Source organism: Acetomicrobium sp. S15 = DSM 107314 (assembly GCF_016125955.1).
Taxonomy (GTDB): Bacteria; Synergistota; Synergistia; order Synergistales; family Thermosynergistaceae; genus Thermosynergistes; species Thermosynergistes pyruvativorans.
This window is the reverse complement of sequence record NZ_JADEVE010000155.1, coordinates 41338-60334: the sequence shown is the minus strand read 5'-3', so window position 1 is coordinate 60334 and position 18997 is coordinate 41338. Positions and strand designations below refer to the sequence as shown.

Genomic DNA, 18997 nt, shown 5'->3' with positions numbered 1-18997 from the left:
CCATTCCAAAACCCCCCTTGATGAAAGTCTTGTCCAAAAGGGATTGTCGGAGTGGTTGCCCTTTTCGTCAATTGTGGGGAAACAATGAGATTTCGAAGACATTATTTTTGAGGAAAACCGGTTTGTTGACAGGCATCAATATTCTACATATAATGATCCTCGCTAAGTAGCGGGGCTGTGGCGCAGAGGGAGCGCGCTTCCTTGGCATGGAAGAGGTCGGGGGTTCAATTCCCCCCAGCTCCACCAGTGAATTCTGGGAGGTTAAGAGCCTCCCATTTTTCTTTGCTTTGATCATGAGAGCCGAACGGTTGCTTTAGGTCTGATCGTGTTACTATTATTCAGGAAACCTTAGCGAAAAAGGGGGGGTGGGAAATGAGCCCTCGGGGTCGTCATTTCATAGTAGAAGCTTCTGGCTGCAAAGAGATTATAGGCGAAGTTGATCGCATGCAAGAAGTGCTCGTTGAAGCCGCCAGGCGCGCCAAGACACAGGTATGGGCTGTCTCTTTCTATCGTTTTCCTCCAAACGGCGTGAGCGGCGTAGTGGTAATAAGCGAATCCCACCTGTCTGTGCATACATGGCCCGAGTTCGGCTATATGGCGCTCGATATCTACACTTGCGGCGAAGAGAGCCTTCCCGAAGTGGCTGTGGATTACGTGGTTGAACAGGTGGGCGCCGTTTACTCCCATGTGACGGAGATAACGCGGGGCCTCGACGACGGAGATAACGAATTCTACCATTCACTCATCACGTGGGAAGAGGACCTGCGCTCCAAGAACGCGCTTTGAAATTGGCGGAGGGCGAGGGATTCGAACCCCCGGTGGCGTTAAAGCCACAAGTGATTTCAAGTCACCCGCCTTCGACCGCTCGGCCAGCCCTCCCTTTGTCATATTATAAGATAACGATGGGGAAAATGGCAGGGGTTGAAGGTAAACGTTTAGTTGTCTTTTGCATTTTGCGTGAGGCGAGTTTGTCCTTATGTGCTATAGCGACCTTGACTTAATAAGATAACGAAAGGGGCGATTTGGCATGGCGCGCGCAGCACGCGGTATGCTTTTGATGTTTTTGTTGCTCTGGGGCGCAGGGTTGGCTTCCGCTCAAGATTCTTGCGAGGAGAAAGCGACTTCTAACCTCGCGATACCCGAGCTTTCGTGGCATTACGATGCCGAAGAAGGACTCTTTTCTCTGACGGCCACGTTGCTTAATGTCTCTTCTGCGAACGTCAAAGGGGCTGCAGTGGTCGTGGAGCTCTACGACGCCTCGGGAAACCTCGTGGCAGACGGTTGGACTTTGTCGCGACCCGCGACTTTAAGTCCGGACGAGGTGGGCGAAATCAACCTTTATCTGCGGTTGAAGTCCTATCCTGCTGTAGTAAAGGTATTGCCGGATGAGGGTCGCGGCTATGGATGAGGGCCGTGAAGGGTTGCGTCGCAACCTCTTGCCGCCGCTCTTGACAAGGAGCAATTTAGGAGTTAGAGTAGGCATAGTTTAGGAATGCCTAAAAAAGAGAGGCGGTACGAACAATGAACCGTTCAGTGTATCTCGATCATTCAGCTACCACGCCAGTAGATTGCCGTGTTCTGGAAGCGATGATCCCCTATTTTTCTCAAGACTTCGGCAATCCGAACAGCCTTCACGCGTGGGGTAGGAAGGCGCGCCAGGCTGTAGATGAAGCGCGCGATAAAGTGGCTGGGCTCATAAATGCCGACCCCGCAGAGATAATCTTCACCGGGGGCGGGAGCGAGGCCGATAACCTCGCTATAAAAGGTGCCGCCTTCGCGTTAAAAGGGAAGGGGCGTCACGTCATAACGTCGGCTACGGAGCATCACGCCGTCCTCCATACGTGCGAGTGGCTCGGCAAGGAGGGCTTCGAGGCCACTGTTCTGCCCGTCGACGGCGAAGGTTTCGTCAAGATTGACGAACTCGAGCGCGCTATTCGCCCCGATACGGTTCTGGTCACGATCCACTTCGCCAATAACGAGATCGGGACGGTCCAGCCAATAGATGAAATAGGCGCCCTTTGCCGCGCACGCGGCGTGCTCTTTCACACCGACGCCGTGCAGGCGGCAGGGCATATCCCCATAGATACGAAAACTTTGCCCATCGACTTGATGACAATGGCGGCTCACAAGATGTACGGGCCCAAGGGTGTGGGGGCTTTATATGTGAGAAAAGGGGTAAAGATCGAACCCTTGATCCACGGCGGCGGCCAGGAGCGGGGGCTTCGCTCCGGAACAGAAAATACCGCTGGCATGGTTGGGTTTGGTGAGGCAGCTGCCCTTGCGATGGAGAGATTGCAGAAGGGCGAAGTCGACAACGAGAGGCGCCTGCGCGATCGTCTGATAGATGGGGTCCTCGAGCGCATAGACGACGTGCTTTTGACAGGGCACCGCACCAAGCGGCTTCCCTTTCACGCCAGTTTCTGTTTCCGATACATCGAAGGAGAATCTCTCCTATTGCGGCTTGACGCCCTCGGGATAGGCGCGAGCAGCGGCTCGGCGTGCACGTCGGGCAGCTTAGAACCGAGTCACGTGCTCTTGGCCATAGGGTTGCCTCATGAAGTTGCCCATGGCTCTCTCAGGCTTTCCCTCGGGAAAGATACGAGCGATGAGGATATAGACTATGTCTTGGAAAATCTTCCAAAAGTGGTAGAGTCGCTGAGGGCGATGTCTCCTTATGGCAAAAAGGAGGTAGCGAGGCATGTATAGCGAGAAAGTGGTAGAGCTTTTTATGAATCCGAAGAACGTCGGGCGCATAGAGGACGCCGATGGTGTAGGCACGGTAGGCAATCCGGTCTGCGGCGACGTCATGAAGATATATTTGAAGGTAGAAAACGGCCGTATTGTGGACGTTAAATTCGAGACCTTCGGTTGCGCCGCGGCGATCGCCACGAGCTCCATGGTTACGGAGATGGTCAAGGGCAAGACGCTCGAGGAGGCCCTTAAGGTCAGCAATAAGGATGTGGCTCAAGCGCTCGGAGGGCTCCCTCCTCATAAGCTCCATTGTTCCTTGCTCGCCGAAGAGGGAATAAAGGCGGCCATAGAGGATTACCTATCGAAGTCGAAAGCTGATAGAGCCGGCGTCGATAACAAAAAAGAGAGCGAAGTGACGGTATGAGCACAGGGGTAGTCTGGGCTGTTTGTATCTCTAAGGAAAAAGGCACAAAAAAACAGGACGTCGGTGAGGCATTGCTTTTGGAAGGCCTCGGCCTTCGCGGTGATGCCCATGCCGGTTTTATGCACAGACAGGTCAGCCTTTTGTCCCTTGAAGACATAGAGGGAATGCGCGATAGGATTCCCAATGTGGGCCCCGGTGCCTTTGCCGAAAACCTCACGTTAAAAGGTTTCGATGTGAGTTGTTTGGCGGTGGGAGATCGCTTGGCGGTAGGGGACGCGATCTTAGAGGTTACTCAGATAGGCAAGAACTGCCATGGTGAGTGCGAAATTTACAGGCTCGCCGGAGAGTGTATAATGCCAAAGAAGGGCACATTTTGCTCCGTCATAAAGAGCGGTACCGTGCGCAAAGGCGATCCGGTGCGAAAGCTCGCCGACGTTTCCATGTAAGTAAGCGTTTCAGATGTCCAACTTGGTATTGTGAGGAGGGATTCCATGGCTCCCGTGGTGGAATCGCGCCTGAGAGTGCGATATGGCGAGACCGACAACATGGGGGTGGTCTATTACGCCAACTATCTTACTTACTTCGAAGTCGGGCGCACTGACTACTGTAGGGCTATGGGTATCCCCTATTCGAAGTGGGAAGCGACGGGTGTATACATGCCCGTTGTGGAGGTCCGCTGTCGCTACAAGCATTCCGCTCGATATGACGATGAGCTTTTGGTGCGCACGAGCGTAAGCGCTCTAACCCCCTATTCTATGTCATTTTCTTATAGCATATTAAAGATTCCCGAAGAACGTCTCCTGGTTCACGGCTATACGCGCCATGGTTTCTGCGATAGCCGCGGGCGGCTGATAAGGGAGCCGCAACCGTTTTACGGCATGCTCTTAGAGCTTTGCGAGGATGGCCGACTTAAAGGTGGTGTTGCCGATCTTTTGGGACATCGGACGTAAATCGCCCCTCTCGGTTGGGCGCTGTGGCCGACATTCCGGGTTTACGTTGGTCGAGTTGTTGGTCGTCTTTGCGGTGGTAGGCATTTTGGCGGCAACCCTGACTTTATCTTTTAGGCCGTCTAAGGATGCAGTGGCCATTGCCGAGGCCGAAAGAGCTAAGCGCTGGTTAGAGCGTGTTTTTTATGTGGCTGTGAAGGAGGGAAGATTTTTCGAGCTGAAGTATTCCACAATACCTTCGAATTGGATCACTGTTCACTGGTTCGACACGAACGAGGACGAGACGTTTGAAAGCGGCGGCAGATGTTATTTCAAAGCAGACGGAGGTTCGTATAAGTCGAGTTATTCCCCTGTATGGCATACGTTGACGCCGGCTGTGACGTTGAAAATCACGGCAGACGGGCAGAACAAGGCAAGGGCTCTCAAATATCTGGTCATTTCCGGTAAGTGCCTCATCACGCTGAGGGACAATTCGTAATTGCAAACGCACGCCGTCGCGGTTTTTGGCGGTGTGTTGTAGTTAAGGTACAAAGAAACGACTCGTATAGGGTCTCCTTGCAACTTCTCCGCCGAAGGGCTATAAAAAGACTATAAACATCTACGATTTGAGCTTAAGCGGAAGCTTGAGTCTTTGAGGAGGTCGCAGCGATGGCAGCGAAGCCGTGGTGGCGCGAGACGCTTGAGACCGTGGTTTGGGCACTGGTCCTTGCGTTGATATTGAGGGCTTTTGTGGTCCAAGCCTTTTGGATACCCAGCGGCTCTATGATCCCGACGCTGCTTCCGGGAGATCGCGTCCTGGTTGCAAAGTTTTGGTATCACTTCACTGATCCCAAGCGGGGTCAGATTGTGGTTTTCAGGTATCCCGTGGATCCGAGGAGGGACTTCGTCAAGCGCGTAATCGGGCTACCAGGGGAGACGGTGGAGATCAGAGACGGGCAAGTTTATATAAACGAAGAGCCGATCGTCGAACCGTATGTGCAGAATCGCGATTTCTATAACATGAGTCCCGTCAAGGTGCCGCCCGGAGAGTATTTTATGATGGGCGATAATCGCCCTAATTCTCAGGACAGCCGCTTTTGGGGTTTTGTCCCGAAGGGTTTTCTGAGAGGCCCTGTCTTGTTTAGATACTGGCCGCCGAGCCGGATAGGAGCTGTAGATTGACGTGGGGAGGACGGTGTGGTTTCCGGGCCATATGGCCAAGGGGAGGCGAGAGCTCGAGGAAATCGTCCCGCTGGTCGATCTCGTAATAGAGGTGCGTGACGCGAGGGCTCCCCTTTCCACCGCCGCTCCCTTTGCCGAGGATTTAACGGGTAAGCGCACGAGGTTGATCGTGTTGAGCCACAAAGACTTAGCGGACCCCAAGTGCACCGATCTGTGGCTTGCGCACTTCAAGCGACTCGGAGTATCGGCAGTGGCCCTGAACCTGCGCGGCAACATCGCTTCCTTGAGGGCGAGTCTGTTGCGGCATAAGCCGTCTTTCAGAGAGCTTCGCCTCGCCGTAATCGGCATACCGAATGTAGGAAAATCCACGCTCTTAAACGCGCTCGTGAGGAGAAAAAAGGCAGAAGTAGGACTTCTTCCCGGCGTGACCAGGAGGGTTTCGTGGTACAGGGGTGAAGGCTTCCTCGTCCTGGATTCGCCCGGCATCTTGGATCCCTCTTCAGATCCTTTCACTCACCAGCTCTTGGCGTGGCTCGGGTGCTCGAAGGTCGAGGTGATCGGAGGGTACGAAGTGCTTGCCCTGTCGCTGCTTCGCTTTTTAAAGGAGAAAAATTTGATCGGCGCTATTCGGAAGAAATGGGGTGTAGATGTGGCGAACGGCGAGCAAGAGGCGCTTGAAGCCATGGGTCGGCGTCTCGGTTGCCTCGGCCCCGGCGGAGAGGTCGACTTGGAGAGGGCCGGGATGTCGCTCCTCAAGGCGTTCTCTGGCGGCGATCTGGGCCGGTTCACCTTGGAAATGCCGGAAGAGTCGAAGGATGAAGTATCTGGTCGGCGTAGATGAAGCTGGGAGAGGTCCGTTGGCAGGTCCTGTCGTGGCGGCTGCGGTTTCCGTTCCATTCGGGTCGGACGGAGAGCTCTGGGAGCTCGGCTTCAGGGATTCGAAGGCGCTTTCGCCGAAGGAGAGGGAGCGCCTGTTTTGTTCCTTCTGTGCAAATGGTTTTATATGTTGGAAGGCACAGGCCGCTTCGCCGCGCGTCATCGACCGGATGAACATCTTGAGGGCGTCCCTTTGGGCGATGAGAAAAGCGGTGCTTGCGCTGCCTTTCGAGCCTGACCTGGTCATTGTGGACGGCACTAATACCATACCGGACCTTCCGTACAGGCAAAAAGCCGTTGCGAAAGCCGATGCCTCGTTTCCGGTCGTGGCGGCAGCATCGGTGGTGGCTAAGGTGTTGAGAGATAGGGTTATGGTGGCCCTCGACAACCTGTATCCGCAATATGGGTTCGCTCGCCACAAAGGTTACCCGACGGCGGCGCACGTAAAGGCCCTGGGCGAGTTCGGACCTAGCCCGTTGCACCGCAAGAGCTTCACTTGGAGGCGCCCATGATGCCGTCCGGGCCTAACAGCGTTGGAGGGGCATCCGATAGCGCGAAAATCCCAGGCGTCAAGGGCGACGTTCCGCTCATTCGCGACGGGGCATTGATCGAGGGCACGGTTGCGAGCGCTCAAGGCGGGGGATATTGGGTGAGGCTTCAGGGAAAGCTTTTGTGGGCCCGCTCCACTATCCCTCTCTTCGTCGGGCAGCGCTTCATCGCCAGGTGGGATGCGAAGAGCGACCCTCCCCTTCTCCACGTAAAAAGTTTGACCCTTCCCGCAATCGAGCAATTTGCCCCTGAAGATCGCCCCTTTGCTGCGGCGCTCCTTTCTCGTGGCTTGATGGCGAACGGCGAAGCGATTTCTTTCCTGAAAGGCGCATGGCAGCAGATGGGGTCCAACCTCACCCTCATAGAGGCACTGACGGAGTTATTGGCGAGAGGCCTTCCCCTAAAAGGGGAATTGGCTCTGCCCTTGGCTTGGTACCTGTCGCTTAGCCCTCAAGCCGTGGTCTCCCTTTGGGGCGAGCTCAGGGCGAGCTTGAAGCGCTATATGGAAGACGGTGCGCCCCTTCGCGAGGCGCTCGAATTGGCAGGCCGCGACAGGAGCGAACTGCGCGACCTTGTGGTGGCCCATAAGGCCTTGCTGCATCCGCTTGAAGGAGGCGCAAAGTCAGAAGCGCTTTTCCCTTTGGTATGGCCGCTTTTGGGTGAGGATGAGCCGCTTTGGGCCTGCGTGAACCTCCAAGTCTTGGAACGCCGCGGGCAGAAGGTCTACCGCGCATCCTTTGCTTTTGAGGGGAGGCGGATAGGTGAAGTCCGCGGTGACGCATTCAGCAATGGCTCGTCTTTGGTTATAGCGCTGAGGGCGCGCGACGAGCCGTCGAAATCGCTCATCGAAGAGCGCCTGGAAGAACTCAGGCGTTCTCTGTCCGCAGTGTCGCTATCTTTGCGCCACCTTAGCGTATCTGTGGGCCTTTCTCGTCATGGCGATGTGACGGTAGGGCGATTGGATGTGACGGCGTGATGGCAGAAGACGAGTTGCCCAAGAAGGCTGCAGCGTTGCGCTATGAGGCTAAAAAAGACGAAGCACCGCGCGTGGTCGCTTCGGGGCAAGGCGTAATGGCGAAACAGATAATCGAGATAGCGAAGGAAAGCGGCGTCCCGATCGTCGAGGACCCTGCGCTCGCCTCCGCTCTTCTGTTTGTAGAGCTGGGGGAAGAAATTCCGGTTGAGCTCTACGAGGCTGTGGCTCGCGTGCTCGCCTTCCTTTACAGGTTAGATAGAGAGGGGAAAAAGAGCAATGGATAGCCGCGAACTCGGCCAGTGGGGAGAGGATCTTGTAAAAAGCGCGCTCGAGCGCATGGGGTGGCGCATTTTGGACCGCAACGTAAGGATCGGAGGCGGAGAGTTGGATATCGTGGCCCTGGACGGCGATGAGCTCGTCATGGTTGAAGTGAGGGTGCGCCGCGTCGGAAAGCTTTTGCCTCCTGTGCTTTCGGTGGGGCCGCGAAAGCTCAAAAGCTTGGTGCGAGCCGGTTCGACCTATGCATCCCTTTTGGGGTGGGGAAAGCCGTGGCGCATCGATGTATTCGGGGTCACTGTGGATATGAATGATAGGTGGGATATAGAACACGTCAAGGACGTAACTGCCGGGAGGGTGTGACGTTTGAGCAAAGCCTTAGGGATAACGCTTCGGGGCATTGAGGCTGTAGCCGTGGAGGTCGAAGTCGAAGTCACTGGCGGGCTATTTGCCATCTCTATTGTGGGTCTGCCAGACGCGGCAGTCAGGGAGGCAAAAGAGCGGGTTCGGGCTGCCCTGCGCTCTATCGGCATATCGCTAAGGGGGAGGATAGCGGTGAACCTCGCTCCTGCCGACCTTCCCAAGGAGGGGGCCCTGTTGGATCTGCCCATCGCAATCGAGATGGCCAAGCAGGTTGGATCCGTCCCTGTTTCCGGTCGACCTGCCGTTTTCGTCGGAGAGCTTGCCCTTGACGGACGCCTGCGTAGGGCAAAAGGTGCCGTGCCGGCTGCTCTGTTGGCGCGCAAACTTTCGCTTCCGCTCTACATCCCTCGGGAGAACGCCCACGAGGTCTCCCTGGTCAAGGGGGTCGAAGCCTATGCAATCTCCCACATAGCGGAGTTGATCGAAGCTTTGAGAGGAGAGGCGGCGCTGCGGCCGATCGAACACCGCATGCCGGCGCTGCAGGAGATCGAGGTGGATGTGGACTTAGCCGATATAAAAGGGCAAGCCGGAGCCAAGAGGGCCATGGAGATCGCCGCTGCAGGACATCACAACCTGCTCATGGTCGGTCCTCCCGGCTCGGGGAAGACCATGCTGGCCCGCGCCCTGAAGGGCATCCTTCCGCCCCTCTCCGATGAAGAGCTGCTCGAGGTACTCCTGATATACAGCGCAAGGGGACTTTCCTTCGACGGAGGCAGGGCCCGTCCCTTTCGATCCGTCCACCACACAGCCAGCACCGTAGCCGTGTGCGGAGGAGGGAATGCCCTGCAGCCAGGCGAGATCAGTTTGGCCCACAGAGGCGTTCTCTTTTTGGACGAATTTACGGAGTTCAGACGCGATCTCATAGAAGCCATGCGCCAACCCCTCGAAGACGGAAAGATCGTGGTGAGCCGCTCTTCCGGGAGCGTCACATATCCGGCTCAGGTGCTACTGGCCCTGGCTTGCAACCCATGCCCCTGTGGCAACTTCGGAGACCCCGAGTTCCCTTGTCGATGTTCACCGGGCGAACTCGAGCGATACCAAAGGAAGCTTTCTGGCCCAATATTAGATCGCATAGATATGCAGATCAGCGTCCCTCGGCTCTCGCCCGATGAGCTGATGGCCGTTGAGCCGTCGGCAGAGGACAGCGCTTCTGTGAGGAAGCGCGTCGAAAGGGCGCGTGAGATACAAATAGAGAGATGGAAGGCGTGGGACATACGATCCAATGCCGAGGTGCCGGAAGCGCTCCTCCGCAAAGAGGCGCACATAAAAAAAGAGGCGAGGGCTTTTCTGAGGTCGGCGATGGGGCGCTCTCGCCTCTCGGGCAGGGGTTTTACGAGGATCTTGAGGGTAGCGAGGAGCGTGGCGGATCTGGCGGGGGAAGAATGTGTAGGCGCATCCCACGTCGCTGAGGCCCTCGCCTACAGAGAGGGAGTCAACATATATGGACGCCCGTCTTAAGGCCTTTTTGCTCCTCAACGCGTGCCAGTGCTTCGATGGGCGCGCGATAGAGGCCCTCGCGCAGAGGGGCATAAAGCCCGAGGATATATTGGAGGCGCCTACGCTGCTTGGTGTGCTCGGCGCCGGTGAATCGTCGATGAGTGCGTGGTCGAATCTGCAGTGCGGCGGATGGGCTGAGCGCGAATGGGAGAAGTGCCTAAAACTTAAAGTCGACGTTGTCTGCTTCGGGGATGGGCGCTACCCGAAGGGGCTTTTGGATCTGTCGTCGCCGCCCCTTTTGCTCTACCTCTGGGGGACATCCCCCTTGGACGATGGCGGTGTTGCAGTCGTGGGAACCAGAAGGCCGTCAACCTATGGCCTCCGCGTCGCTAAGGAGCTGGGCAGAGAGCTCGCCGCCGCAGGCTTCGTCGTGGTGAGCGGCGGCGCCTACGGCATAGATTGTGCGGTTCAAGAGGCGGCTTTGGAGGCCGGCGGAAGCAGCATAGCCGTGCTCGGCACAGGGGTGGATTGTATCTATCCGAGTTCGAACAGGCGCCTCTTCGAGCGCTTAAGGGAATCCGGTTTATTGGTCAGCGAATATCCGCTTTCGTCTCAAGCGAGGCCGTGGCGTTTCCCCAAGCGCAATCGCATCATCGCCGGTATTTCGAGGAGCGTGGTGGTAGTTGAAGCACCACAAAGAAGCGGTGCCATGATAACAGCAAGAATAGCAATGGAAATAGGCAGGGATTTATGGGCCGTCCCAGGGCGGGTAGACGAAGAGGTATGCCGCGGCTCCAATTTGCTGATCTTTGACGGCGCTCAACCTTTGATCGACATCCCTGCATTCTGCTCGCTTTTGGGAGGAGACGTCATCCTCGAGGACGAGCCACAAATGGAAGAGCTTTCGGCAGAGGAAGAGCTCGTCTACTCGATGCTTAAAGAAAGAGGAGAGCGGACGGTTGACAATATCGCATCAGAGGCTAAAATGGGCGCCGCCGACGCAATGTTGGCGTTAGGCATGTTGACAGCGAAAGGGCTAGTCGCTTCTTCGGGCCCCGGCCGCTGGAGTGCCATCCGATGACGCTTGGGGTGAAACGTATATGCCATCTAATACGCTGGTGATTGTGGAATCGCCGGCCAAGGCTCGCACGCTAAAAAAGATCCTGGGCCAGCGATATGTAGTGAAGGCAAGCATGGGGCACGTGAGAGATCTCCCGAAGAGCCGCATGGGCGTCGATATAGATGAAGATTTCAAACCGGAGTACATACTCGTGCGCGGCAAGGGCAAGATCGTAAAGGAACTGAGGGAAGCTTCGTCGAAGGCCGATCGGATGCTTATAGCCTCCGACCCGGACAGGGAGGGGGAGGCGATCGCCTGGCACCTCGCCGAACTTTTGAACATAGACTCGGATGCGCCTTGCAGGATACGCATGTACGAGATCACGGCGAAAGAGGTCAAGGAGGCGGTCAAAAACCCCCAGGCTATAGACATGGACAAGGTCTATGCCCAACAGGCCAGGCGGCTTTTGGATCGCCTCGTTGGGTATAGCCTAAGCCCCTTGTTATGGAGTAAGGTGCGCTCCGGGCTGTCGGCGGGACGCGTGCAATCCGTCGCCCTGCGCCTCATATGCGAGAGAGAAGCCGAGATAGAGGCTTTCCGCCCGGAGGAGTATTGGCTTTTGGACGTAGAGGCTACATCCGATGACGGCAGATCTTATCTGCTCCGCCTGGAGAAGAAGGACGGCAAGGCGCTCGTCGTAAAAAGCGAATCGGAAGCCGAAGCGATAGAAAAAAGCCTAAAAGGCCTCGCCCTCGTCGTGCGCTCCTTCACGAGCAAAGAGGGTAAGAGGAGCCCCCTTCCCCCCTTTAAGACGAGCACATTGCAGCAAGAGGCGGCGAGGCGCTTGGGGTTTTCGCCGCAGAGGACGATGCGGGTGGCCCAGAGCCTTTACGAGGGCGTCGATATAAAGGGCAGGGGCCCCCTTGGCCTCATCACGTATATGCGCACTGACAGCCTCAGGGTTGCTGCCGAGGCGATAGAGAGCGTGCGAAGTTACATAGGCGCTGCCTTTGGCGACAAATATCTCCCCCAAAAGCCCCATTATTACGTCTCCAAAGGGCGCACCCAAGATGCGCACGAGGCCGTAAGGCCCACCGACGTGGCGCTCACTCCTGGCTCCGTCAAAGAAGACCTTACCAGAGACCAGTTCAGGCTTTACGACCTCATTTGGCGCAGGTTCGTGGCGAGTCAAATGGCGCCGAGTTCGATCGCTCGTAGTTCGATCGTCGTCGAAGCCGGGCCTTATTCGTTGAAGCAGTCCGGAGCGACGCTCCTCTTCGAGGGGTGGGGTGCACTCTGGCCGCTCGACCTCAAGGAAGATGAAGTGCCGCCTGCCAAAGAGGGTGAACTCCTGAGACAAGGAGATGTGCACAAGGAACAGCGCTTCACCAAACCTCCAGCTCGGTATAGCGATTCCAGCCTGGTGAAAGTCCTCGAAGAGAAGGGGATCGGTCGTCCTTCCACCTATGCCGTCATAGTGCAGACGCTATACGATCGTGATTATGTGGCCAAAAGCGATGATAAAAAGTTGATCCCAACAGAATTGGGCAGAGTGGTGAACGACTTTTTAGTGCGTCACTTTCCGGACGTGGTCGATGTCTCCTTCACCGCCCAGATGGAAGAGCAGTTGGATCAGGTGGAAGGCGGAAACGTGGAATGGCTTAAAGTCATCAAAGACTTCTGGAACCGCTTTTCCAAGGTCCTCTCGGAAGTGAAGCGCGCAGCTGAATCTGTCTCTTTGCCCGATCGGGCCGTAGGCGAGGCGTGCCCGCAGTGCGGCGCCCCGTTGGTGGTGAAGCGCGGCCGTTATGGGGAGTTTGTGGCCTGCTCCGCGTATCCTAAGTGCACTTATACTCGGCCGATCTTGCAGGAAATAGGCGTATCTTGCCCTGTCTGCGGTGACGGTAAGGTGGTGCGCAGGAAGAGCAAAAAAGGGCGCACCTTTTACGGCTGCTCACGCTATCCCGATTGCAAATTCACGTCTTGGGACCCGCCCACGGGCGAGCGATGTCCGGCCTGCGGCGGATATGTGGTCTTGAAGGGAAGGTCTAAAACCCCCACGTGCAGTTCTTGTGGCCACAAGGGGTTGGCTGATGAAATTGCCTAAAGCGCCGATCGCGATCATAGGGGGTGGCCTGGCGGGGTCTGAGGCTGCTTACCAACTGGCCCGCAGGGGCATTCCTGTTAGGCTTTATGAGATGCGTCCGAATCGCCTCACGCCGGCTCACAAGACTGGACACTTGGCCGAGCTCGTCTGCAGCAACTCGCTCGGCGCAGATCTGTTGACGAGCCCAGCCGGCATCCTAAAGGCGGAGTTGAGGCGCATTGGAAGTCTCATCATGCGTTGTGCCGATGAGAGTCGGGTGCCCGCCGGCAAGGCGTTGGCGGTAGACAGAAACCGCTTTGCCATTTCAGTCTCCGAAGCGTTGGCCTCCTGTCCACTGGTTGAGGTCGTCCGCGAGGAGGTAAAAGACATACCCGAAGGGCTTGCGATAATAGCCACAGGGCCGCTTACGTCGGATTCCATGTCAGAGGCCTTGCGGCGCCTCGTAGGAAGGGACTTTCTGTATTTTTTCGACGCCGTTTCTCCCATTGTGACGGCCGAGAGCGTCGATTTCGCCGTGGTCTTCAAAGGCAACCGTTATGGAGAGGGCGAAGATTATCTCAACTGCCCGATGGACGAGGCGGAGTATCAACGCTTTTGGGAGGCGCTATCCTCTGCGGAGCGGGCCCCACTCCATTCTTTCGAGCGGGACGAACGCTACTTCGAGGGATGTCTTCCTATAGAGGTGATGGCGGAAAGAGGGCGCGATGTCCTGCGCTACGGGCCTATGCGCCCCGTGGGGCTTGTTGACCCCAAGAGCGGGAGGATGCCCTATGCCGTCGTCCAATTGAGGCGTGAGGACGCAGAAGGGACGCTTTATAGTTTGGTCGGCTTCCAGACGAATTTGAAATGGAGCGAGCAGGAGCGCGTCTTCAGGATGATCCCCGGCCTGCAGAAGGCCGAATTCGTCCGCTTCGGTGTCATGCATCGCAATGTATATGTGAATGCCCCTCTCGTCCTCAATGAGAATTTGAGCTTACGCGCCAGGCAAGATGTATACCTTGCCGGGCAGATCGTGGGGGTCGAGGGCTACACGGAGAGCACGGCGATGGGGCTCGTGGCCGCCATCAGCGCCTATTCTGCCCTCTTGGGCCTCCCCGTGCCACAGTGGCCGAAGGAGACCGCTATAGGCTCGTTGCTTCACTATATTAGAAATGCCAGAGCCGATAACTTCCAGCCGATGAACGTCAACTTGGGGATCTTCCCTCCCTTAGGGACAAAGGTTCGCGACCGCATGAAGCGTTGCGAGGCCGTAGCACGGCGCGCTTTGACGGCTTTGGAAAAATTTATGGCAGAATATTCGATCATATTTGAGGAAGTTGTGATAAACTAACTTTCATGGCGGAGGAATTGTGCACCTTTGTAGATGCCTTTTTAGAATATATAAAATATAGCCGCGGTCGTTCAGAAAACACCATTACTAACTACTCCGTAGATCTGAACCAGTTCGTCGACTACTTATCGGCGCAAGGGATATCATCTCCCCTCGAGATAACGGCATCTCACGTGAGGGCCTTTTTGAGGGAAATGATGAGCTATGGATATGCCCAGGCTTCAGCGGCCAGAAAACTCTCCTCGGTCCGCAGCTGGGTCGACTACCTTATCAGAAGCGGTGTCCTCGAGAAAGACCCGACCGCCGGCGTGAGGGGGCCGAGGCTTCCCCAGCGCTTACCGCGCGCATTGGCCTACGATGACGTGAAGCGCCTCCTGGAGGAAGGTCCCAGGGGAGAGACGGTTCGTCGCGACAGAGTTATCTTGGAGCTGCTCTACGGCTCTGGCCTGCGCGTGGCCGAACTCATTGCTCTCGACTGGGAAGATATAGATTTGGAAGAGCGGTGGATCAGGGTCAGAGGCAAAGGAGACAAGGAGAGGCTCGTTCCCATGGGGCGATATGCCGTGCAGGCGCTTCTCGCTTGGAGGGAGGAGATTGGCGCAAGCGCCGGACCGCTCTTTCCTGGGCAAGGCAGCGGGCGCATGACGGTGAGGACGGCACACAGGGTCGTGACGAAGCTGGCTCAAAGCGTTGGCCTATCGGGTGTTACACCGCATGTCCTGCGCCATAGCTTTGCCACTCACATGCTTGAGCACGGCGCAAATCTGCGCGTTTTACAGGAGCTCCTGGGCCACGAGAGCTTGGTTACCACACAGCGCTATCTGAAGATTACCACGGATCAATTGAAAAGGAGTTACGTCGCGGCTCATCCGCGCGCGGAGGTGGAGTGATGAACGTAAATTTTAAGGGCACGACTATAGTATCGGTGCGGAGGAATGGCCGTGTCGCTATGGCTGGAGACGGGCAGGTGACGATGGGAGATCAGATCGTCAAAGAAGGGGCGCGCAAGGTGAGGCGCCTCTATGATGGGAGAGTCCTGGCCGGATTTGCCGGCAGCACGGCGGATGCCATGACGTTGCTCGAACGCTTTGAACGCCGCCTGGAAGAGAACAAGGGCAACCTCACCAAAAGCGCCGTCGACCTCGTCAAGGAATGGCGGCTCGACAGAGCTTTGAGGAGGCTCGAGGCGCTCATGCTCGTGGCCGACAGAGAAGAGACGCTGCTGTTGTCCGGCTCGGGCGATGTCATAGAGCCGGAGGGCGACGTGGCGTCTATAGGCTCCGGTTCCGGCTTTGCCCTGGCTGCGGCGAGGGCGTTGCTCGAGGCATCCGATTGGGAGGCGGAGCGCATCGCCCGCAGAGCCATTGAGATCGCTTCCCAAATCTGCATTTACACCAACGACGCCATCGTCTTGGAGGTGATAGATCAGTGACCTCTATCATGTACGAGGATTTGACGCCGGCCGAGGTCGTCGCTTACCTCGATAGATACATAGTGGGTCAAGTTAAGGCAAAGCGTGCTGTGGCCGTAGCGCTGAGGAATAGGCTCAGGAGAAAACGGCTCGATCCTAAGGTCGCCGAAGAGGTGATCCCCAAGAACATCATGATGATCGGTCCCACCGGCGTAGGAAAGACGGAGATCGCAAGGCGCCTGGCCGCGTTGGTCAATGCTCCTTTCGTGAAGGTGGAGGCTACGAAATTCACAGAGGTGGGATATGTCGGACGCGACGTGGAGTCTATGATCCGCGACCTCGTCGAGGTGGCCGTGCACATGGTAAAGGCTCGCCATATGGAGGCCGTTCAATCGGCGGCGGCGGAGCGAGCCGAAGAGAGGCTCTTGGACCTCCTCCTCCCGCTTCCGCGCAAGCAGGAGAGCATGCAGGATTTCGTCAAGGTCCTCATGGGCGGAGTCCAGGAGAGGGCAGAATCGCCCAAGGAAAGGGAAGACAGCGGCACGCGGGAGCGGCTGCGGGAGATGTTGCGCGCTGGCAAGCTCGATACGCGCGAGGTAGAGGTAGAGGTCGCAGAGAGCGCTGTGGCGAATGTGCCCATCTTAGGGGTCGGCTTGGACGAGATGGGAATAAATTTGAGCGAGATGCTGGGAAACCTCCTTCCCAAGCGAATGAAACGCAAGCGGATGTCAGTGTCCTCCGCTCGCGTTTTGCTTCAAGCGGAGGAAGCGGAAAAACTCATAGATATGGAAAGCGTCGTCCAGGAGGCGTTGACAAAGGTGCAGGAGGAGGGAATCGTCTTTCTGGACGAGTTGGACAAGGTTGCTTCGCAAGACGGAGCGCAGCACGGCCCCGACGTGAGCCGAGAGGGGGTTCAGCGCGATCTGCTTCCCATCGTAGAGGGTTCGACCGTCATGACGAAGTATGGACCTGTTAAGACGGATTACATCCTCTTTATCGCAGCCGGTGCCTTTCATAGAGTCAAACCCTCCGATCTCGTGCCGGAACTCCAAGGGCGCTTCCCCATCAGAGTGGAGCTGTCTCCTTTAAACGAAGGCGACCTGGGCAGGATCCTAACAGAACCTGAAAACAGCCTTCTGCGCCAGTACAAAGCCCTGCTCGGGACCGAGGGCGTATCTATAAACTTTAGCGAAGATGCCGTAGCGGAGATAGCGAATATCGCAGCCAAGATGAATGCCGAGATGGAAGACATCGGCGCCAGGCGTTTGCACACCGTTATGGAGCAGCTTTTGGAAGACGTGAGCTTTAAGGCTCCGGAGCTCGAGGGGTCAGAGGTCCTCGTCGATGCGGCCTTCGTGAGAGAGAGGCTCGAACCCCTGATTCAGAGTTCCGACCTCAGGAAATACCTGCTATAATAACCAGCTCTTTTCTTTTATGGAAAAGTCTTTTATGGAAAAGGAGATGAGACGATGAGCATGGAAACTCCGAAGGAATTATTGGAGGCGCGGCCGAAGATCTCGGACCTTTCAGCGATGGAGGATCTGTTGGACAAGACGCGAATGGTGAGCAGGGCCCTGCAAAACAGGAAGGACGGAGCAAGCCCCGATTATCAAAAGTTGGCCAAGCTCCTCTGCGATCTCTCTACGGCCAACACCTATATCATCGATCGCCAAGGAAAGGTATTGGGTTATGCGTGGCTCAGCGAATACAACTGTCCGACCATGGTCGGCCTGTTGGAGGTCGGCGCCATGCCGGAGAGCTATGTCGATAGACTAAACCAGCATCACGAATCCGTCTTGAATCACTCAGACTACGGCCTTTGCGCCTATGCCGACGCGCCATGCATTTATCCGAACAAGCACGTAGTCTATGTGCCGATCTACAGCGGCTCGGAGCGCATCGGAACGCTCATCTTGGCTCGCTTCGGCTCACCCTTCGATGCGCGCGATCTGGTCTTGGGGGAATACCTGGCCACTGCCGTGGGCATAGAGATGCTCCACGAGCGCACGCGCTCGATCGAGGAGAGGGCCAGAGAGCGATTCGCCGTTCAAATGGCGCTGCGCGCCCTTTCGTACTCGGAAGTCGAGTCGGTTAAACATATCATCCGGGAGCTCGACGCTTCCGAGGGTGTGGTGGTTGCAAGTCGCATCGCCGACAGGCTCGGCCTCACGCGGAGCGTAATCGTAAACGCCTTGAGGAAACTCGAGAGCGCCGGCGTATTGGAGTGCCGCAGCTTGGGGATGAAGGGCACATACATCAAGGTCCTTCTCCCGCTCCTTTTGGAGGAATTGGGCATAGCTGAAGGGCGCTCTTAAAGCCTCCTCCTTTGATGGTCGAAACAGGAAGTATGATCCTCGTCTTTTATCTTAGCTGTGGAGGCATCTTTCATGGATAAGGCTTGGGCGGCAGCGAAAGTAAGCATAGGTGGGCTCTCGAGGCGCTTGGAGGCGACTGCGCAGAACCTCGCCAATATAGACACCCCCGCATACGCGCGGAGGGAGGTCACGTTTGAGGATCAATTGAGCCGTTTGTTGCACGGTCCCGAGAGGTTGCCGTTGACTACCACCGATCCCCGCCATATCTCTACGCTACCGGAGAGTATAGAAGCGGTAAGACCCGTCGAGAAAAAAGCTCTCGGCGAACTCGTGCGGTGGGATGGAAACGGCGTGGACATCGATATCGAAATGGCAAAGCTCGCCGAGACGCGCATGTCTTACCAAGCGTTATTCCGCCTGTTAGCGCGCAAGGCGGCTTCTTATAAGACGGTTATGGGAGGTGGGGTGTAATGCGCATATTTCGCCCGCTTGAAATAGCGGGCAGCTCTTTGACCGCTCACAGGCTTTGGATGGAGCTCATTTCTCAGAATATGGCTAACGCCAACACTACGCGCACGCCCGAAGGTGGGCCGTACGTACGCAAGGTTCCGATATTTGCAGAGCGCCTGGATGAGGCTTTAGATGCTTCCCCCGCCGGTGTAAGGGTGGAGCAGATTACAGACGATGACCTGCCGCCGCGATACGTTTACCAACCTGACCACCCGGACGCCAACGCCGAAGGGTATGTCGCTTATCCAAACGTGAACGTGATCCGCGAGATGGCAGACATGATGGTGGCAAGTCGAGCCTACGAAGCGAATCTCGCCGTCGTGGAAACGGCCCAGAGCATGTGGAATAGCGCGCTTGAGGTGCTGCGAGCCTAACAGACCTTATTCGGCAAGGTCAACCCCCGCTTCCCGGAGTAAAATATAGTTAAAAAGTCCTACTCAAACCGAGAGAAATTGAGGCCAAAGGGGGGGGCGAGAGTGCTTGTCCTCAGATTATACTTTAACC

Annotated in this window: 23 protein-coding genes and 2 tRNA genes; 24 read left to right on the top strand and 1 reads right to left on the bottom strand. The window is 56.6% G+C overall.

Annotated features, from left to right (window positions below):
- The first annotated feature begins 171 nt into the window (after nt 1–171).
- Nucleotides 172–246, top strand: a tRNA-Ala gene (locus EZM41_RS03880).
- Nucleotides 247–372: 126 nt separating this feature from the next.
- A complete protein-coding gene (speD, locus tag EZM41_RS03875) occupies nt 373–786 on the top strand; it encodes an adenosylmethionine decarboxylase (RefSeq protein WP_198469695.1) in 414 nt (137 codons plus the stop codon).
- A gap of 3 nt (nt 787–789) precedes the next feature.
- Here speD and EZM41_RS03870 read toward each other — a convergent pair.
- Nucleotides 790–879 (bottom strand) — tRNA-Ser (locus EZM41_RS03870).
- A gap of 148 nt (nt 880–1027) precedes the next feature.
- Here EZM41_RS03870 and EZM41_RS03865 point away from each other — a divergent pair.
- The 22 genes from EZM41_RS03865 to flgC all read left to right on the top strand — a co-directional run bounded on the left by EZM41_RS03865 (nt 1028) and on the right by flgC (nt 18867).
- A complete protein-coding gene (locus tag EZM41_RS03865) occupies nt 1028–1408 on the top strand; it encodes an FxLYD domain-containing protein (protein ID WP_198469693.1) in 381 nt (126 codons plus the stop codon).
- A gap of 113 nt (nt 1409–1521) precedes the next feature.
- Complete coding sequence (nifS, locus tag EZM41_RS03860) at nt 1522–2706, top strand: cysteine desulfurase NifS (protein WP_198469691.1); 1185 nt, start codon at nt 1522–1524, stop codon at nt 2704–2706.
- Entirely contained in the window at nt 2699–3115 is a 417-nt protein-coding gene (gene nifU, locus EZM41_RS03855) for a Fe-S cluster assembly scaffold protein NifU (RefSeq protein WP_198469689.1), read from the top strand. The genes nifS and nifU overlap by 8 nt, the downstream gene beginning before the upstream one ends.
- A complete protein-coding gene (locus EZM41_RS03850) occupies nt 3112–3561 on the top strand; it encodes an MOSC domain-containing protein (protein ID WP_198469687.1) in 450 nt (149 codons plus the stop codon). Before nifU ends, EZM41_RS03850 begins: the two co-directional genes overlap by 4 nt.
- 45 nt (nt 3562–3606) lie before the next feature.
- Nucleotides 3607–4065 (top strand): acyl-CoA thioesterase, encoded by a 459-nt coding sequence (locus tag EZM41_RS03845; RefSeq protein ID WP_198469685.1) that lies wholly within the window; start codon nt 3607–3609, stop codon nt 4063–4065.
- Entirely contained in the window at nt 4016–4540 is a 525-nt protein-coding gene (locus EZM41_RS03840; RefSeq protein ID WP_198469683.1) for a type II secretion system protein, read from the top strand. Before EZM41_RS03845 ends, EZM41_RS03840 begins: the two co-directional genes overlap by 50 nt.
- A 170-nt stretch (nt 4541–4710) precedes the next feature.
- Nucleotides 4711–5223, top strand: a complete 513-nt coding sequence (gene lepB / locus EZM41_RS03835; protein WP_198469682.1) for a signal peptidase I — start codon at nt 4711–4713, stop codon at nt 5221–5223.
- A 1-nt stretch (nt 5224) separates the two neighbouring features.
- On the top strand, nt 5225–6064 hold the full coding sequence (locus EZM41_RS03830) for a YlqF/YawG family GTPase (protein ID WP_342449226.1): 840 nt from the start codon (nt 5225–5227) through the stop codon (nt 6062–6064).
- Nucleotides 6039–6611, top strand: coding sequence for a ribonuclease HII (locus tag EZM41_RS03825; protein WP_198469680.1), 573 nt, complete (start codon nt 6039–6041; stop codon nt 6609–6611). The genes EZM41_RS03830 and EZM41_RS03825 overlap by 26 nt, the downstream gene beginning before the upstream one ends.
- Complete coding sequence (locus tag EZM41_RS03820; protein ID WP_198469678.1) at nt 6611–7624, top strand: hypothetical protein; 1014 nt, start codon at nt 6611–6613, stop codon at nt 7622–7624. Before EZM41_RS03825 ends, EZM41_RS03820 begins: the two co-directional genes overlap by 1 nt.
- A complete protein-coding gene (locus tag EZM41_RS03815; RefSeq protein WP_198469676.1) occupies nt 7624–7908 on the top strand; it encodes an EscU/YscU/HrcU family type III secretion system export apparatus switch protein in 285 nt (94 codons plus the stop codon). Before EZM41_RS03820 ends, EZM41_RS03815 begins: the two co-directional genes overlap by 1 nt.
- Nucleotides 7901–8263: a YraN family protein gene (locus tag EZM41_RS03810; protein ID WP_198469674.1), complete on the top strand. Its 363-nt coding sequence runs from the start codon at nt 7901–7903 to the stop codon at nt 8261–8263. The genes EZM41_RS03815 and EZM41_RS03810 overlap by 8 nt, the downstream gene beginning before the upstream one ends.
- A gap of 3 nt (nt 8264–8266) precedes the next feature.
- Nucleotides 8267–9781: a YifB family Mg chelatase-like AAA ATPase gene (locus EZM41_RS03805; protein WP_198469672.1), complete on the top strand. Its 1515-nt coding sequence runs from the start codon at nt 8267–8269 to the stop codon at nt 9779–9781.
- Complete coding sequence (dprA, locus tag EZM41_RS03800; RefSeq protein ID WP_198469670.1) at nt 9765–10841, top strand: DNA-processing protein DprA; 1077 nt, start codon at nt 9765–9767, stop codon at nt 10839–10841. Before EZM41_RS03805 ends, dprA begins: the two co-directional genes overlap by 17 nt.
- 19 nt (nt 10842–10860) lie before the next feature.
- Nucleotides 10861–12927 (top strand): type I DNA topoisomerase, encoded by a 2067-nt coding sequence (gene topA / locus EZM41_RS03795; RefSeq protein ID WP_198469663.1) that lies wholly within the window; start codon nt 10861–10863, stop codon nt 12925–12927.
- The gene (gene trmFO, locus EZM41_RS03790) at nt 12914–14257 is read left to right on the top strand and encodes a methylenetetrahydrofolate--tRNA-(uracil(54)-C(5))-methyltransferase (FADH(2)-oxidizing) TrmFO (protein WP_198469661.1); all 1344 of its coding nucleotides are present in this window, start codon (nt 12914–12916) and stop codon (nt 14255–14257) included. Before topA ends, trmFO begins: the two co-directional genes overlap by 14 nt.
- Nucleotides 14258–14274: 17 nt before the next feature.
- Nucleotides 14275–15147, top strand: a complete 873-nt coding sequence (gene xerA / locus EZM41_RS03785) for a site-specific tyrosine recombinase/integron integrase (protein ID WP_342449225.1) — start codon at nt 14275–14277, stop codon at nt 15145–15147.
- The gene (gene hslV / locus EZM41_RS03780; RefSeq protein WP_198469657.1) at nt 15147–15689 is read left to right on the top strand and encodes an ATP-dependent protease subunit HslV; all 543 of its coding nucleotides are present in this window, start codon (nt 15147–15149) and stop codon (nt 15687–15689) included. The genes xerA and hslV overlap by 1 nt, the downstream gene beginning before the upstream one ends.
- An 8-nt stretch (nt 15690–15697) precedes the next feature.
- Nucleotides 15698–17083: an ATP-dependent protease ATPase subunit HslU gene (gene hslU, locus EZM41_RS03775; RefSeq protein ID WP_198469710.1), complete on the top strand. Its 1386-nt coding sequence runs from the start codon at nt 15698–15700 to the stop codon at nt 17081–17083.
- Between the two features lie 60 nt (nt 17084–17143).
- Entirely contained in the window at nt 17144–17983 is an 840-nt protein-coding gene (gene codY / locus EZM41_RS03770; RefSeq protein ID WP_198469708.1) for a GTP-sensing pleiotropic transcriptional regulator CodY, read from the top strand.
- 72 nt (nt 17984–18055) lie between these two features.
- The gene (gene flgB / locus EZM41_RS03765) at nt 18056–18454 is read left to right on the top strand and encodes a flagellar basal body rod protein FlgB (protein ID WP_198469655.1); all 399 of its coding nucleotides are present in this window, start codon (nt 18056–18058) and stop codon (nt 18452–18454) included.
- A complete protein-coding gene (gene flgC, locus EZM41_RS03760; protein ID WP_198469652.1) occupies nt 18454–18867 on the top strand; it encodes a flagellar basal body rod protein FlgC in 414 nt (137 codons plus the stop codon). The genes flgB and flgC overlap by 1 nt, the downstream gene beginning before the upstream one ends.
- Nucleotides 18868–18997 lie beyond the last annotated feature (130 nt).